This is a genomic window from Amycolatopsis nivea, assembly GCF_004522235.1.
Classification (GTDB): Bacteria; Actinomycetota; Actinomycetes; order Mycobacteriales; family Pseudonocardiaceae; genus Amycolatopsis; species Amycolatopsis nivea.
On the sequence record NZ_SDLT01000010.1, the window covers coordinates 131,371 to 147,490 of the forward strand.

The 16,120-nt window shown below is 70.2% G+C and carries 11 protein-coding genes; 6 read left to right on the top strand and 5 right to left on the bottom strand.

The features are described 5' to 3' along the window. Positions 1–645 precede the first annotated feature (645 nt). Genes EIZ44_RS14620 through EIZ44_RS14640 form a run of 5 tightly spaced genes read left to right on the top strand, consistent with a single transcriptional unit; the run spans position 646 to position 8,343 of the window. Positions 646–2,274 (top strand): trypsin-like peptidase domain-containing protein, encoded by a 1,629-nt coding sequence (locus tag EIZ44_RS14620; protein ID WP_240691302.1) that lies wholly within the window; start codon positions 646–648, stop codon positions 2,272–2,274. Continuing rightward, positions 2,271–4,550 carry a serine/threonine-protein kinase gene (locus EIZ44_RS14625; RefSeq protein ID WP_134729100.1) on the top strand — a complete coding sequence of 760 codons (2,280 nt, stop codon included), beginning with the start codon at positions 2,271–2,273 and terminating at the stop codon, positions 4,548–4,550. The genes EIZ44_RS14620 and EIZ44_RS14625 overlap by 4 nt, the downstream gene beginning before the upstream one ends. A gap of 18 nt (positions 4,551–4,568) precedes the next feature. Continuing rightward, positions 4,569–5,963, top strand: coding sequence for a vWA domain-containing protein (locus tag EIZ44_RS14630; protein WP_134729102.1), 1,395 nt, complete (start codon positions 4,569–4,571; stop codon positions 5,961–5,963). Beyond that, entirely contained in the window at positions 5,960–7,045 is a 1,086-nt protein-coding gene (locus tag EIZ44_RS14635) for a GlnX family signal transduction membrane protein (RefSeq protein WP_240691303.1), read from the top strand. The genes EIZ44_RS14630 and EIZ44_RS14635 overlap by 4 nt, the downstream gene beginning before the upstream one ends. Then, the gene (locus tag EIZ44_RS14640) at positions 7,042–8,343 is read left to right on the top strand and encodes an ABC transporter substrate-binding protein (protein ID WP_134729104.1); all 1,302 of its coding nucleotides are present in this window, start codon (positions 7,042–7,044) and stop codon (positions 8,341–8,343) included. Before EIZ44_RS14635 ends, EIZ44_RS14640 begins: the two co-directional genes overlap by 4 nt. A gap of 673 nt (positions 8,344–9,016) precedes the next feature. Here the strand turns inward: EIZ44_RS14640 and EIZ44_RS14645 are convergent. From EIZ44_RS14645 to EIZ44_RS14665, 5 genes are all read right to left on the bottom strand, one after another. After that, positions 9,017–9,586, bottom strand: a complete 570-nt coding sequence (locus tag EIZ44_RS14645; RefSeq protein ID WP_037818094.1) for a TetR/AcrR family transcriptional regulator — start codon at positions 9,584–9,586, stop codon at positions 9,017–9,019. Then, the gene (locus EIZ44_RS14650; RefSeq protein ID WP_134668029.1) at positions 9,583–11,478 is read right to left on the bottom strand and encodes a YhgE/Pip domain-containing protein; all 1,896 of its coding nucleotides are present in this window, start codon (positions 11,476–11,478) and stop codon (positions 9,583–9,585) included. Before EIZ44_RS14650 ends, EIZ44_RS14645 begins: the two co-directional genes overlap by 4 nt. Before the next feature lie 26 nt (positions 11,479–11,504). After that, a complete protein-coding gene (locus tag EIZ44_RS14655; protein WP_037818095.1) occupies positions 11,505–12,233 on the bottom strand; it encodes an ABC transporter ATP-binding protein in 729 nt (242 codons plus the stop codon). Between the two features lie 108 nt (positions 12,234–12,341). Beyond that, positions 12,342–13,235: a GNAT family N-acetyltransferase gene (locus EIZ44_RS14660; RefSeq protein ID WP_037818223.1), complete on the bottom strand. Its 894-nt coding sequence runs from the start codon at positions 13,233–13,235 to the stop codon at positions 12,342–12,344. A 17-nt stretch (positions 13,236–13,252) separates the two neighbouring features. Then, a complete protein-coding gene (locus EIZ44_RS14665) occupies positions 13,253–14,104 on the bottom strand; it encodes a class I SAM-dependent methyltransferase (protein WP_037818096.1) in 852 nt (283 codons plus the stop codon). Between the two features lie 345 nt (positions 14,105–14,449). On the opposite strand from EIZ44_RS14665, the gene rpsA reads away from it, so the two are divergent. Next, complete coding sequence (gene rpsA, locus EIZ44_RS14670; RefSeq protein WP_037818097.1) at positions 14,450–15,943, top strand: 30S ribosomal protein S1; 1,494 nt, start codon at positions 14,450–14,452, stop codon at positions 15,941–15,943. Positions 15,944–16,120 lie beyond the last annotated feature (177 nt).

Sequence of the window (16,120 nt, forward strand, 5' to 3'; positions counted from 1 at the left end):
CGCCCGGGCCGGTCGGCGACTGGCCCCGGGCACTCAGGCACAGCGGGGTTGGAACGGACTCGGCGAGTCCGAGCGGGCAGGCACGAGTCGGCCGTGCGGGCGAGGGAGTCCGGTCGGCGGTCGCGGTTCGTCGGCGTGGACGAAAGAAATCGGCGGCTCGCCCGTTCGGACGAGCACGGGCGGGGATTCACGGATCTTCGCCGCGGGCAAGGCAATCGGCGGCACCTCCGGGCAAGCGCGCGAATCGGCGGCACCGGCGACAGCTCTGCACCGAAGGCGAACACCGGCGCGGGCAACGGAATCGGTAGCGAACCCAACCGAGCAAACCCGCACGGGCAACGGAATCGGTAGCGAACCCAGCCGAGCAAACCCGAATCAGCAGCCTCCGCAGATCCGCCGTTCGCCTCGGCCAACCCGCGTCGAACCCGGCGCGGAAGCCCGAAACCCTTGCCCGCCAACCCAAGCAAGATCGCCACCACCGTCGCGGCGATCTGACTGCCCGCCAACACGATGCGACTCCCCGAAACCGGTGTCACCCACGAGAAGTGTCTGCACGCCGCTGAACGGGTGAGCTTGCTGCTCCAGCGTGGGCCACTTTCCGCGAACGCCGCCCGGGCCGCCGATCGCGCGGCGTAGGGTCCCCTCGTGGGGTACCAGGCCGAGCGTCGACGCTGGCGGGTTCGCCTGCGCGACCGCACCGGCGGGATCCGCGGGGCAGGCACCATGCTCGACGAGGACCATGTGCTCACCTGCGCGCACGTCGTCGAGCGGGCGGGCGGGCCGGACGCGGACGTCCTGGTCGATTTCGTCGGGCTGCCCGGCACCCCGGTCGGTTCCGGCCGCGTCGTGCCGGGGGCGTGGGTGCCGCCGGGGCCGGACGAGCGCGGCGACATCGCCGTGCTGCGGCTGGCCGAACGGGTGCCGGGAGCCAAAGGCGCGCCGTTGTACCGGATGCCGTTGTCCGACGGGCAAGCCGTGCGCGCCTACGGGTTCCCGGAAGGCGCGGACGAGGGGCTGTGGACGTTCGGCGAGCTCGCCGGCGAGGGCGGGCCCGGATGCGAATGGGTGCAGCTGGGCCGGAAGAACGACGACCAGCCGATCACCGGCGGGTTCAGCGGCACCGCCGTGCTCGACGAGGAGACCGGCCGCGTGGTCGGCATGGTCGTGTCCCGCTACCAGGCCGAGGGCGAGCGGGTCGCGTGGATGATCCCGGTCGAGACGATTCTCGGCTACCTCGGCGCGGACCGGTGGGGGCGGGGGAGCCCGGCCGTCGACCAGACCTTCGGCCGCGAACTCGATCGGGTCGCCTACGACCCGCAGTTCGCGCGCGAGGTCGTGGGCTGGTTCGGCGAGGGGCGCGGCGTGTGGATCGTCGTGACCGGCGAGGCCGGGTCCGCGAAGGCCGCCGCGCTGGATCTCGCGGTGGTGCTCGCCGACCGGGAGCGTTCGGCGGCGGCGAACGCACTGCGCGACACCCTGGCCAAGGAAACCTTGCCGCCGGCGGGAAGCGTCGACCTCGCGGTGGACGCGGCGGGCAAAACCTCGGCTCAGGTGCGGCAGCGGCTCGCCGAGCGGCTTGACCTCACGCTGGACAACGGGGTGACGCATTCGGGCGTCGGCCGCACGGTGGTGGTGAACGCGATCGACGACGCGGCCGAGCCGGAACAGCTGATCGGCGAGGTGCTCGCGCCGCTCGCGGACCGTGCCGCGGGGCTGGGGATCCGGCTCGCGCTCGGGTTCCGCCGCGAGTCGTCGCCGGGGCTGACGGAGTTGCGGTCGCGCCGGAACGGAGCGCGCCCGGACGGGTTGGCGCGCCGGATTTCCGCGCTGGACAAGCAGATCGACGAACTCGCCGCGATCGAGGAACACCTCTCCGAACTGGCTCCGCGATTCGCGGTGAGCGACATTCCGCCGCCGCGGGTGCGTCGCCGCCGTGGCGCGGTGAGCCGGTTGCAGGAAGCCGCCGATCTCGGTGAGGTCGCGTGGGCGGAACGACACGTCGAGGAAGTCGCCGGGGTGGTGGCCGCCGATCTGGCCGCGGCGAAAAGCGCACGCGATCGGCTGGACGCGGCACATGACCGCCGTACCGAGTTGAGGTTTCGTCTCGACGGTTACGGAGACCGTGCCCGCGCAGCCGGCCGGGTCGAGGATCCGCTGCTGGATTCGTTGTACGCCAACGCTTGGCATCTGCTGTACGAGGGCGCGTGCGATCCGGAGGAGGCCGCGGCGGCCGTCGAGGCGTTCGGTGCCGCGGTGCGCAAGGGGAATCGATGATCGCCTGCGCCCGCCCGAACTGCTCCGGCACGATCAGCCGCGCCGGGTTCTGCGCGAAATGCGGCTGGGCGCCGGGATCCGAGCCGAAGAAGCCGCCGCCGAAAGCCGACGCGACGCTCGTCATCCCCGCTCCGGGCGCGAGCCGGATCGCCGACACCGTCGTCACTCGGGAGCAGCAGACCGCCGGGCACGGCACCGGCGACGACTACATCCCGCTCCCCGTGGTCGTCCTGCCGGACATCGCCGGGCGCGTCCTCGCCGATCCGCACGTTGCCGAGGACGAACGGTACTGCGGCAAACGCGGTTGCGGCGCGCCGGTCGGCCGCTCGGCGGGTGGCCGTCCCGCGCGCACCGAAGGCTTCTGTTCACAGTGCGGCACGCCGTTTTCCTTCTCTCCCAAGCTGTTTCCGGACGACGTGGTCGACGGCCGCTACCAGGTGCACGGCTGCATCGCCCGCGGCGGTCTCGGGTACGTCTACCTCGGCACCGACCTGCGGCTGAAGCAGTACGTCGCACTGAAAGGCCTGCTCAACACCGGCGACGAAGCCGCGGTGCGGATCGCCGAGACCGAGAGCCAGGTGCTGACCTCGCTCGACCACCCGAACATCGTCCGGATCCACGACGTCGCCACGCATCCCGATCCGCACGGCGGGCCGGACGCGCGCTACATCGTCATGGAGTTCGTCGACGGCCTCCCGCTCGCGGAGGTGATGCGGCGCGGCCGCGCGATGCTCGACGGGCCCGAGGGCAAACTGCTGGTCGAGCACGTCGTGGCGTACGGCCGGGAGATCCTCACCGCGCTCGGCTACCTGCACGAACAGGGGCTGCTGTACTGCGATCTGAGCCCGCAGAACGTGATCCACGGCGAGAAGCGGGTCAAGCTGATCGATTTCGGCGCGATCCGCAAGATCGGCGACCAGACCAGCCCGATCGTCGGCAACCCGCGGTTCCAGATCGGCGCGACCGAACTGGACGAGCACGGCCTCACCGTGCGCTCGGACATCCACACCGTCGGCGCGACGCTGCGCGACCTGTTCCGCTGCAGCGACGGCTGGCCGCGTCCGGCCGACAAACGGATCGCGCTCGGCGTCGAATCCTTCACCCAGGTGCTCGACCGGGCGACCGGGCCGTACGAGCACCGGTTCGCCACCACCGGCGAAATGCTCGTGCAGCTCGACGGCGTCCTGCACGAGATCCTTTCGCTGCGCGATCGTCAGTCGCGGCCGTCGATCTCCACCCTGTTCACCGAAGCGGCGGTACTGCTGGACGCCGGGCTCGGCCAGCCGCGGCCGGTCGGGGAGTGGGTGCGTCGCGCCCGGCGCGCCGCAGGCCCGCTCGGCGCGCTGCCCGCACCGCTCGACATCGCGCTCGGATTGCCGGTGCCGCACGAGGATCCGCACGATCCGGCGGCCACCTTCCTGCGCACCGTCCGCGCGCCGGATCCCGCTCGGCTGCTGAAGAAACTCGAACGCGCGGACTCGACGGTCGAGGTCGAGCTGCGCCGCTGCCGGGCCTGGCTCGAACTGTCCGAAGTGGACTCAACTGGCACGGAGCAAGCCGCGCGACGAGTGGATGCGGCCGAGAAACTGCTCGGCGCGCGGGCGAAGCACGACTGGCGGATCGCCTGGCATCGCGGGCTGGTCGCGCTCGCCGCCGGCGCGGTGGAGACCGCGCAGACCTGGTTCGAGCGCGTCCACCGCGACATCCCGGGGGAGGAGACGCCGAAGCTCGCGCTCGGCCTGTGCGCGGAGCACTGCGGCGGCCCGAAGAAGGCGGCGCGCTACTACGACGCGCTGTGGGTGCGCGACCATCTGCAGGTCAACGCCGTTTTCGGGCTGGCTCGCGGGCATCTGCAGCTGGACGAGCGCACGGCCGCGGTGGAACTGCTGGACCAGGTCCCGGAGTACTCGCGGCACGACGAGGCGGCCCGGATCGCCGGAATCCGCGTGCGCGCGGGCATCCTGCCGGTGGGCGACGCGCTGCCCGACATCGAGGACCTGGCCGAGGCGATCGACCGGCTGTCCGCGCTGGAAGTGGACCGCGACACGGCGGACCGGCTCACCGCCGAGGTCCGCGAGAGCGCGCTGCGGTGCTTCCTGGCCGGGATGCGCGGGATGCCGCCGGGCCCGGTGCTCGGCGAACGGCTCGACGAGCACGGGCTTCGGCTGCTGGTGGAGCAGTCGTACCGGCGGATCGCGCGCCGGGCGGGTTCGGCGGAGCACCACGACGCTTTGGTCGACCGCGCGAACGAGACGAGGCCGACGACCTGGGTGTAGGCGGCGAAGGGGCGAGGGATGAGCAGGGGTTGGGACGTCGAGGTCCATCAGAACCGCTACCTCGGCGAAGGCGACACCGCGATGCAGGCCGTGGTCACCGTTTCCGCGCGCGACGACGGCGACGCCGCTCTTCGGCCGCCGGGCGCGGAAGTGCTCCTGGTCGACTGCTCGACCTCGATGCGCTACCCGCCGACGAAGATCGCCGCCGCGCGCCGGGCCGCAGCCGCGGCGATCTGGGCTCTCCCGGACGGTGTCGCTTTCGCCGTCGTCCGCGGCACCGAGCGCGCCGACCTGGCGTATCCGGCCGAGTTCGGCCTCGCGGTCGCGTCGAACGAAACGCGGGCAGCCGCGGTCGCCGCAGTGGAGCGGTTCGTCGCGGTCGGCGGCACCGCGATGGGCACCTGGCTGGAGTGCGCACGGCATCTGTTCGCTTCGGTGCCGGACGCAGTGCGCCACGCGATCCTGCTGACCGACGGCAACAACCAGTCGCAATCCCCGGAGGCACTGCGTCGCGAACTGGACGCCTGCGAAGGCCAATTCGTCTGCGACGCAAGGGGAATCGGCGACGGCTGGCAACGCGCCGAACTGGTCGAGATCGGCCGGGTGCTGCGCGGTTCCGTCGACTCGGTGGTGCGCGACGAAGACCTGGTCGACGACTTCCGCGCACTGATGGCCGCGGCGCTCGTCAAGGTCATCCCGTCAGCGCGCCTGCGGATCGGCGTCACCGAACAGACCACGCTCCGGTTCGTGAAACAGGTCTGGCCGAGCGAATACGACCTGACCTCGCGCTGCGTCCCCGACGGCGACCGGAAAACGGTCCTCTCCCTCGGCTCCTGGAGCGCCGGCGAGACCCGGGAATTCCAGCTCGCGGTCGAGGTTTCGGCAGACGCTCCACCGGAATACGGCTCCGACCGGATGCTCGCCTGGGTCGAGGTCGACGGCTCGCCGGATTCGGCGGTGCCCGTTCTGGCGCACTGGACCCGCGACCCGGTCGCACCGACGCTGGTCGACCCGAAGGTGCGCCGCTACACGATGCACGCCGAGTTGAGCGAGGCACTGGTCAACGCCGACGAGGCCTACGCCGCGGGCGACCACGCACGCGCGGCGCGGGAATGGGGCCAGGCCGTCGAAATCGCCACGCGGACCGGCAACAAGGAGGTGCTGCGCCGGCTCGCCCGGGTAGTCGAAACGGACGGCGACGACGTGCGCCTGCGCCCCGAGGTCACCCGCAGCGAACTGCTCAACCTGCTGGTCTCCACGGTCTCGAACGTCGGCGGCGAACCTCGCGACACCCGCGCCGTGCCCGTTCCGGACGCCGAACCGGCGATCTGCCTGCAGTGCGGAAACCCGAACCCGTCCGACGCGCGATTCTGCGAAGAGTGCGGCGAACGGTTCGACGGAGGTGCCGCGTGACGCTGCGGACGCGGCAAGCACTCGTGCGGATCAGGGCAGTGCTGCTGGCCGGGACCGTGCTCGCGCTGGTCACGTCGTACCTCGCGGTAAGCGGCGTGGTCCGGACAGCCGACCAGATCTCGTCCGCGACCAGCCGGGCGATCCTCGAGGTCGCGGCCGCGCGGGACGCCCTCGTGTCCGCCGACGCCGCCGCCATCGCCAGTTTCGCTTCCGGCGAAGCGAAACTGGCCGGTCCAGGACAGGAGTACGAAAACCGGATGGCGTCGGCGAGCCAAAGCCTCGCGCGCGTCGCGGAGTTCAACCAGGCAGGCGAGCCTGGCACCGGAACCCTGCAAACCGTCGAAGGTCTGGTCGCGTCGTACTCCGGAGCCATGGGCCAAGCGGACGCACACTTCCGGCAACCCGGCGGGGAACTAGTCGGGCTGGCCGACCTCTGGTACGCGTCGCTGTTGCTGCACGGCCCCGACAACGTCCTCGACCTGCTGGGCAAACTGCAAAAAGACGAACGCGCCGCCCTGGACACCCAGATCTCCGGCACGAGAATGAGCGCGGGCCCGCTGATCCTCTGGCTCCTGCCGCCGCTCGTCCTGCTCGCCCTGCTGGTGTCGACGCAAGTCTTCCTCCGCCAACGCTTCCGCCGCCGCTTGAACCTGCCCCTGCTGGGCGCGACCGCCCTAGGACTGGGCGTCGTCGCGGGTCTGCTGCTGGCCGCCGCCTTAGCCGGACGCCTCGACACCGTGCGCAGCAGCGTGGACGAAGCAGTCGCCGTCCGAGAGAAAAGCATCGAAGCCGCCGACGCCGACGGCCACGCCCGCTTAGCCGCCCTCCTGTACCAACGCTGCGGCCCACCCGGCTGCGGGTCCACTGTGGACGATTTCCGCCGCCAAACCCTGTCCGCCTCGACCACCGCTCCAGCGCAGAACGCCATCACGTCCGCCGCCCGCGCAGTGACAACCGCCGGAACCGCAGCTACCGAATCCGGCGGCCTGCCAGTGCTGGTCCCGGCCGCCCTGATCCTCGCCGGAGCCCTGACCGTCGTCGGCTTGTACCGAAGAATCGACGAATACCGGTACCGCCCATGAACCGTCCACTGTGGAAGAACCTGCTCCTGCTGACCGCCGCCGCGCTGGTAGCGGCTTCGTCGGCGTGCGGAGTCGCCGCAGGCAGCAACACGCTGCAGGTGATCGGCGTCTGGACCGAAGGCGAGGAAGCCGCGTTCAACCAGGTCAAGCAACGCTTCGAAGCGAAGACCGGCATCGAAGTCCACTATCAAGGCACGCGCGCGGTAGAGCAGGTCTTGGCCGCAGACGTCCAGCAAGGTGCCGCCCCGGACATCGCAGTCCTGTCCAGCCCTGGCCTCTTGGCCGACTACGCCCGCCGCCAGGAAATCAAACCCCTCGACTTCCTGGAACCCCAAGCCGAATCCTTCTACGGCAGGCAATGGGTCAACCTGCAACGCCTCGGCACCGGAAAGCTCTACTCCGTCGCGGTGAAGGCCGACCTCAAAAGCGCGATCTGGCACCGCCCGGCAACCCTGCCCGGCCCGAAACCCACCACCTGGCCGCAGCTGGTAACCCTGGCGAACAGCCAGAACACCCCATGGTGCCTAGGCTTAGCCGCCCCTCCCGCCTCCGGCTGGCCCGGCACCGATTGGGTCGAAGACATCCTGCTGCACTCCGCAGGCCCGGAGATCTACCGCCAATGGTCCGCCGGAACTCTCCCGTGGACCTCAGACCCAGTGCGCAAAGCGTTCCAAGACTGGGGCACCCTGGCAGTACACCCGGGCGGCATCCAAGGCGGCGCCCCCTCCGCCCTGCTCACCGACTTCCGAGACGCAGCCCGCCCCCTCTTCGCCGACCCGCCAGGCTGCCGAATGGAACACCAGGGCTCGTTCGCGATGGGCAGCTACCAAACCATGCACCTGCACACCCCGGCCGGCCCCCGCCCGCAACCGGGAACCGACTACGACTTCTTCCCGTTCCCCGGCTCCGGCGCGTCGGAGGTTTCGGCAGACCTGGCCGCGATGTTCGCCGACACCCCGCAAGCCCGCCAGTTCCTGGAGTTCCTGGTCTCGCCGGAAGCCCAGCAAATCTGGGCAGGCAACCCCAACGCGACCGCCTTCTCCGCAGGAACCGCTGTCGCGAAGAACGTCTACCGCGACCCAGTGCGCCGCAAGGTCGCCGACACCCTCACCTCAGGAAAACCCGTCTGCTTCGACGCCTCCGACCTAATGCCCAAAACCATGACCGGCGCCTTCTACCGAGCAATCCTCGAATACACCGCAGACCCCACCCAACTGGAACCGTTGCTGACCCGCCTAGAAGACACGAGAAAAAGCATCCCCAACGCAGACTGGCTCAACGTCCCCTGTGGACAGTGAAGCCGTGAGGGGAACCCTCATTGACTCTGATTCCCCCAGGGTGGCCCTCACGACCGTTCGCCGGTCCGTGAAGGGCTCCTTCACGGACGTGGATTCCCTCAAGGAGCCCTTCACGGCGCACCCGCCAGCGCCTCACCCGCCCGCGATGCGCCCCAATGCGGCATTGGGTGCGTCAGACGCAACGAACGCCACATTGGGTGCGTCACATGCACCCAATGCCACATTGGGGCGCTAGCCCCGCCACGAACGAAACCGCCACCGATGCACCCAACAATCGGTGCACCCACAACCCCCGCACCCCGATACGAAGCTCTCCTGCACCCTCAGACCGTCAGCACAATCAAGCTTCGGGGTGCCCCACGCACGCCAGAGCGCAATGTCGCCGCCAGGCGACGAGCCGAGACACCCCGAGGGAGGATTCACCCGCCCCCAAGCCCAGTCAGCGGTACCCCAGTAACCACGACCCCACTTAGCGTGACCCACGCAGGAAGAACCAACCCGGAAGGACCGAGCAATGATCAAACGCCTGTTCCAGACCGTCCTGCGGCACGGATGCTGCTCCGCCTGCACCGGCAAGGGCTGCGGCTGCTGCGCCAACTGCCACTAACCCCCAGGGGCCCGGCACCGAACGCCGGGCCCCACCACGTCGCCCAGGGAAGGTCACCCCCGAGCTTCACCTCTTGACCCCGCGAATCAGCAACATCACCGACCCCAGCACATCCGCCCGATCGCGCGCCGGATGAAAAACCTGCCAATCCAACGCCACCACGAGCATCGTCCCGAACAACCCAGCCGCGGCCGTCGCGATGTCCAGCCCCTCCGGCAACCGCCCAGCCGCGTCCAAGCGCTCCAGCTGCGCCTTCACGACAGCGATCAGCTCTTCCCGCAGCAACGCCAACGTGTCGTGCCACCGCCCCGGCGTATGCCACAACTCGCTGACCACGATCTGCGAAAACCCCGGATACTCCGCGATGAACTCCAGCGTCGTATCCACCTGAGCCTCGATCACCGCCAACGGATCGTCGTCCGACCCGGCAGCCCGCAACCGCCCGGCGAGCAGATCCACGCCGAACCGCAGCAGCGAGTCGACGAGCCCGTCCTTGGACCCGAAGTTGTAGTAAACGGTCCCCTTGGCGACCCCGGCCTCCGCCGCGATGTCGTCCACAGTCAGCCCGACCAGCCCGCGACTGGCCGACAGCCGCAAGGTGGCCTCGAAGAGCTTCCGTTTGGTCGTTTCCCTCACAGGCTCAGCTCGGGCTTGAGCGCCGAGACCGACCACACCCGGTGTTTGCGCGCCGCGAGGGTGGACAGCAGGATCCCGCCGACGAGGTACGCGACCAGCACCCCTACGTCACCGAGGATCTGCAGCGACGCGCCGGAGTACAGCAGGTGCCGGAACCCGTCGATGGCATAACCCATGGGCAGCACGATGTGCAGCGGATAGAGCGCGTCCGGGATCGTCTGCCACGGGAACGTGCCGCCCGCGCTCACCAGCTGCAGCACCAGCAGCACGAGCCCGAGGAACTTGCCGACCGCGCCGAAGAGCGCGTTCAACGCGTGCACGATCGACGTGAAAGCCAGCGACACCAGACAGGCGAAGCCGATCGCGCCCAACGGATGCGCCACGTGGATGCCGACCAGCCAGGTCACCGCGGCGAACAGCACGATCACCTGCCCCAGCCCCAGCACGGCCGAGGACAGCCAGCCGCCGAGCGCCACGCGCAGCGGCGACGCGCCGGCGGTGAGTGCGCGCGTCGACAGCGGGCGGATCAGCAGGAACAGCACGAACGCGCCGATCCAGGTGGCCAGCGAGATGAAGAACGGCGCGAGCCCGGCGCCGTAGGTGCCCGCGGACGCGACGCCGTTCGACGTGACCGCGACCGGGTCGGCGATCGTGTTCGCAGTGGCGGTCCGGGTCGGGTCGTCCGGGTTCGGGATCTGCTTCAGCCCGGCGGCGAGCCCGTCGCGCAGCTTCGCCGAACCGTCGGCGAGCTGGTCGGTGCCGGTGACGGCGGTCTTCTCGCCGTCGTTGAGCTTCGCCGCGCCGTCGCGCAGCTGGTTCGCGCCGTCGGACGCCTGCGCGATCCCGTTGGCCAGCTGCGGCGAGGCCGACGCGAGCTGGTGCGCCCCGTCGGACACCTGCCGGGCGCCGCTGGAGAGCTTCTGCAGGTCGCCGTTGGCGGACTGGATCTTCCCGTTCGCCTGGTTCGCGTCCGTGCGCAGCTTGTCGTAGTCGGCCAGGATCGAGTTCTTGAGATCCTCCGACATCCCGGATTCCTGCAGCTTCGCGGCCAGCTGGCTGCGGTAGCTGTCGATCCGGCCCATCACGTCGGACGAGGCGGACGCGGCCAGCGAGCCCGCGTTCGCCACCTTCTGGTTGCCGTCGGCCACCTGGCCCGCCCCGTCGGCGAGCTTCTGCGTCTGGCTCGGCAGCTGCGCGGTGCTCGATTTGAGCGTGCCCAGCCCGGTCGCGAGACTGCTCGACCCGGTGGCGAGCTGGCCCGCGCCGTCGGACAGTTGATGTTGCCCGGTCTGGAGTTTCGCCGCGCCGTCGGCCAGCTGCTTGGCCCCGTCGGTCGCTTCGGAGATCTTGCCGTAGATGGTGGAGAAGCCGACGAGGAACTTGTCCGCCGCCTCGCTGCCCACCTTCTCCGCGATCGTCTTGCGGACCTGGTCGGCCACCTGTTTCGCGATGGTGCCGGACAGGTAGTTGTTGGCGTCGTTGGTGGTGAGCGTGATGGTCGCCTGCTCCGGCTCGAAATTGCCGGACGACAGCAGCGCCTTCGAGAAGTCGTGCGGGATGCCGATGGCGAACGAGTACTTGTCGTCGCGCACGCCGTCCCGGGCGTCCTTTTCGGACACTTGGTGCCACTGGAAGGTGCCGGACTTCACCAGTTCGTCGGTCACCTCGCGGCCGACGTTGCGCTCGGCCCCGCCGGAGTCCTTCGCGCCGGCGTCCTCGGTGAACACCGCGGCCGGCAGCTTGTCGAGGCGGCCGTACGGGTCGTAGTTCGCGTAGAGGTAGAACGACGCGTACAGCAGCGGCACCATCACGAGCGCGAACATGGCGAGCTTCGGCAGGGTCCCGGTGGACAGCCTGCGCAGCTCGTTGCGCGCGATCCGGAACGCGTTCAGTCCGCCGGCCCGCTTGTGGGGGGTGGTCATGCCCGGTCTCCCTCGGAGTTCTCGGTTTCGGCGGTCAGTTCGGCGGTGTCCGGGAGCTGCCGGGTCTGCTCGGCCTCGGCGGGTTCCGGCGGGGCGTACAGCCGGACCGGGTCCGGCTGCTCGACCTCGCCGACCTTGGCGGGCGGGCAGGGGAGCGCCGACTCGGGCGTCGTCGCGGCCAGCACCGCCACAGCGAACCCGCGGGCGGCGTGCTCCCTCGCGACCGCGGCCCAGGTCTCGACGTTGCTGGTGTGCCGGTCGGGCGCGTCGAGGACGAGCACGCGCACGCCGTCGCGTTCGGCGGCCAGCGCGGCGAGCAGCCGGATGCGCAGCGCGGGCTCGAGATTCTCGAACCGGCTGTCGGCGTACGGAGCCGCGTCGTGCTGGGAGAGCCAAGCTGTGACAGCATCCTTGCTGGAAGGACGGTGTGCGAGCGCCAGTTCTTCGCCGGCGACGATGCGCAGCGACAAGGCCTCGTCCGGCTCGCTGACTCCCGGCGAGTCCACGACGGCCACGAGCCGCCGCAGGTCGCCCTCGGGTTCGGCGGTCACGGTCCCGGTGGTCGGCTTCAACCGCCCGGCCAGCGCGAGCGCCAGCGCGGTGATGCCGACGCCCGGTTCGCCGTGCACGACGGTGAGGCAGCCCTCCTCGACGGTGAGCGAGGTAGGCGGCAACAAGGGGCCGTGGGGACCCTTCAGGGACACCCGGTCGGCACGGACCTGCACAGGACACACTCCACGGATTTTGAACTGACTAGTCAGTTCAAAAGTTAGACCTGACCTGGCGAGGTCGGCAAGGCGGCTCGCCGGACGTCACACCAAAGAGCGGCGGGCTCAGCGCAAGGCCCACGCTGGGTGTGCCTCCCAGGACGTCCACAGCGGCCGGTAGCCCTGCCGGTGCCAGAACACCGACGACAGGGGATTGGTCGGGTTGTAATAGAGGTAGGTGCCGGTCGCGCCCTGGTTCAGCAGCTCGCGGTGCGCGCGGGCCATCAGCGCGCGGCCGATCCCGCGGCCGCGGCTGCCCGGGGCGGTGACGACGTTGTTCACGTACCCCCAGCACCCGGTCGGCAGCAGCTCGGCGGCCTCGTTCCCGGGCGCGGATTCCACCCAGTCGCATTGCGCGAGCGCCGCCACTTCGCCGTCGGCCTCGGCGAGCCAGGTCGCCTTCTCGCCGAGCGCGCGGCGCAGCGCCGGGCCGAGCAGCTCCGCGGTCTGCTCGCGTTTCCGGTGCGCGACAAGGCCGGTGTAGTCGAAGGTCGCGGTGCACAGCGCCAGCGCCGCCGGATAGTCGTCGGGTCCGGCGAGGCGGATCGACGCGTCCGCGGCGGTTTCTTCCGGCGCGACGGCGGGGCGAACCGCCAATGCGGCCAACGGAACCAGCCCGTGATCGAGAAAAGCCCGGATGGCTTCGGCGTCGCGGCTCGGCCAGTTGACCACGCACGCCGAATCGGCGCCCGGCGCTTCAGTGTCCACTTGGGAGCGGAGCGCGCCGAGCAGCGCGTCGAACGCTTCGGTGCCCGCGGTTTCCGGATCCGGGAACAGCTGCCACACCTCGGCCGCCGACCAGAGCAGGGGAGCGTCGCCCGGACCGTGCCGGTAGCGCTGGAGCATCGCGGAAACCCGCGTGCCGGACGCCGTCACCGCGCGCAGCCGCTCGCCGCCCGCGAGCGGGACGGGCGGCGGCAGGAGCGGGTCGAGTTCGGCGAATCGGCCTGCGGAGCTCACTGCCGCAGCGTAGCCGGTCAGTCGCGGCGGGTGCGGAAGATCGCGGTGCCGGGGAAAAGCCTGCCGCGCAGCGGGCTCCACTGGCCCCAGGTGCGCGTGTGGCCCGCCGGCCATTCCGGCTCGACGAGGTCCTCCAGCGCGAAGCCCGACGCGTCGAGCGCGCGCACGTAGTCGCCGAGCGTGCGGTGGTATTCGACGTAGGTCGCCGTGCCGTCGTCGTCGACCTCGACATATGGCGTGCGGTCGAAGTACGGCTGGGTCGCGGTGAGCCCCTGCGGGCCGGGATCGTCCGGGAAGATCCACCGCATCGGGTGGGTCACCGAGAACACCCACGGCGCGCCGGGGCGCAGCACCCGGCGCACCTCGCCGAACACGGTCTCCAGCGACGGCACGAAGGGGAGCGCGCCGAACGCGGAGCACGCGATGTCGAAACTCGCCGCGGCGAACGGAAGCCGCTCGGCGTTCGCCTGCACGAGGGGGACCGCCGCGCCGGTGCGGGCGTTCCCTTCGCGGGCGTGCCGGAGCATGCCGCCGGACAGATCGGTGGCGACCGGTTCGGCCCCGGCGGCCGCGAGCCAGCGCGAGCACGCGGCCTGTCCGCAGCCGACTTCGAGCACCCGCTTGCCGCGCACGTCGCCGAGCAGCCGCGCCTCTTCCTCGCGCACGCCCTCCGGGCACCAGACGAAATCGGCGTCGCCGAGGAATCCGCCGTGGGTAGCCTGGTAGTCGTCGGCATCCGCGTCCCACCAGGCCAGATTCGCCGCTTCCGCCTCGTTCCCGGCGACTTCGCGATGGGCGACGCCGACCGTGCCGAGCCGTTCCTCGGCGCTCGCGTGGCGGTCCGCCGGGGCCGCGGCGGGCTCGGGCATGCCGGTCTCCTCTCCCGGGTGCGGCCGGCTGGGCGCGGGGAATGCCCGGACCGGCGGAAACGTTGCGAGGAAGGTACCGGGAGCCGAGGGCGACCCTGATTGTGTCCCCCGGACAGGCCCGCGTACGATACGTGTTAGCGCAGTGGGGTTCGCGCTGCCTGGGTGACTACCCACCGGGGCCGCGCATCGTCAGCGGGTCATGCCGCGGTCGTTCACTGGTGGAACGTTTGGTCGCCGGACGTTTGAGCAGGGTCGTCGCATGCCGGTTGCGAGCCCGCCGCGTGCACTGCCGGTAGCCAACTTCACATCCACCTACGACACCCATCCACCGGAGCAACCCGCCTAATGACCACCGACACCGCCACCGCCCCGACCGCCCCGACCGGGGCCCCGCAGGTCGCCATCAACGACATCGGGTCGGAGGAAGACTTCCTCGCGGCTATCGACAAGACGATCAAGTACTTCAACGATGGGGACATCGTCGAGGGCACCATCGTCAAGGTCGACCGCGACGAGGTCCTGCTCGACATCGGGTACAAGACCGAGGGCGTCATCCCCTCGCGCGAGCTGTCCATCAAGCACGATGTCGACCCGGCCGAGGTTGTCGCCGTCGGCGATGAGGTCGAAGCCCTCGTTCTCCAGAAGGAGGACAAGGAAGGCCGTCTGATCCTGTCCAAGAAGCGCGCGCAGTACGAGCGCGCCTGGGGCACGATCGAGGAGCTCAAGGAGAAAGACGAGCCCGTCAAGGGCACCGTCATCGAGGTCGTCAAGGGCGGCCTCATCCTGGACATCGGCCTGCGCGGCTTCCTGCCCGCGTCGCTGGTCGAGATGCGCCGGGTGCGCGACCTGCAGCCCTACGTGGGCCGCGAGCTCGAGGCGAAGATCATCGAGCTGGACAAGAACCGCAACAACGTGGTCCTGTCCCGCCGCGCCTACCTCGAGCAGACCCAGTCCGAGGTGCGCAGCGAGTTCCTCAACGCGCTCGCCAAGGGCCAGGTCCGCAAGGGCGTCGTGTCCTCCATCGTCAACTTCGGCGCCTTCGTGGACCTGGGCGGCGTCGACGGCCTGGTGCACGTCTCCGAGCTGTCCTGGAAGCACATCGACCACCCGTCCGAGGTCGTCGAGGTCGGCCAGGAGGTCACGGTCGAGGTCCTGGACGTCGACATGGACCGCGAGCGCGTCTCGCTGTCGCTGAAGGCGACCCAGGAAGACCCGTGGCGCCAGTTCGCCCGCACCCACGCGATCGGCCAGATCGTGCCGGGCAAGGTCACCAAGCTGGTTCCGTTCGGTGCGTTCGTGCGCGTCGAAGAGGGCATCGAGGGCCTGGTGCACATCTCCGAGCTGGCCGAGCGCCACGTGGAGATCCCGGAGCAGGTCGTCCAGGTCAACGGCGACGTCATGGTCAAGGTCATCGACATCGACCTCGAGCGCCGCCGCATCTCGCTGTCGCTGAAGCAGGCGAACGAGGGCGTCACGCCGGAGACCGAGTTCGACCCCACCCAGTACGGCATGGCCGCCGAGTACGACGCCGAGGGCAACTACATCTACCCCGAAGGCTTCGACCCGGACACGCAGGAGTGGCAGGAAGGCTTCGACAAGCAGCGCGAGGAGTGGGAGCGGCAGTACGCCGAGGCCCACACGCGCTACGAGGCGCACATGGCCCAGGTCAAGAAGGCCGCCGAGGCCGACGCCGAAGCCGCTGCCGACGCTGCCACCGGCATCGAGGGCGGCGACCAGAGCTACACCTCGTCCGCCCCGGTCGAGGCGAAGAGCGGCGGCACGCTCGCCAGCGACGAGCAGCTCGCGGCCCTGCGCGAGAAGCTGTCGGGCGGCGCGTGAGCGACTGACTCGCTGAGTCTCTGACAAGTTCGGCCCCGGTCCTGGTGGACCGGGGCCGAATTGTTTTTCTGGGTCTTGGGGCTGGCCGCAGTGCTGCGGGACGACGTTGGGCCTCGCGGCGAAATCGGCGAATCTCGTACGCGGCACATCCCGACCGCAGCGCGGGCCCGGAGGCGT

Bases quoted from the DNA above. Each gene is read 5' to 3' on its own strand.
- EIZ44_RS14625 (WP_134729100.1), top strand. From the start codon at position 2,271: ATGATCGCCTGCGCCCGCCCGAACTGCTCCGGCACGATCAGCCGCGCC.
- EIZ44_RS14630 (WP_134729102.1), top strand. From the start codon at position 4,569: ATGAGCAGGGGTTGGGACGTCGAGGTCCATCAGAACCGCTACCTCGGC.
- EIZ44_RS14640 (WP_134729104.1), top strand. From the start codon at position 7,042: ATGAACCGTCCACTGTGGAAGAACCTGCTCCTGCTGACCGCCGCCGCG.
- EIZ44_RS14665 (WP_037818096.1), bottom strand. From the start codon at position 14,104: ATGCCCGAGCCCGCCGCGGCCCCGGCGGACCGCCACGCGAGCGCCGAG.
- rpsA (WP_037818097.1), top strand. From the start codon at position 14,450: ATGACCACCGACACCGCCACCGCCCCGACCGCCCCGACCGGGGCCCCG.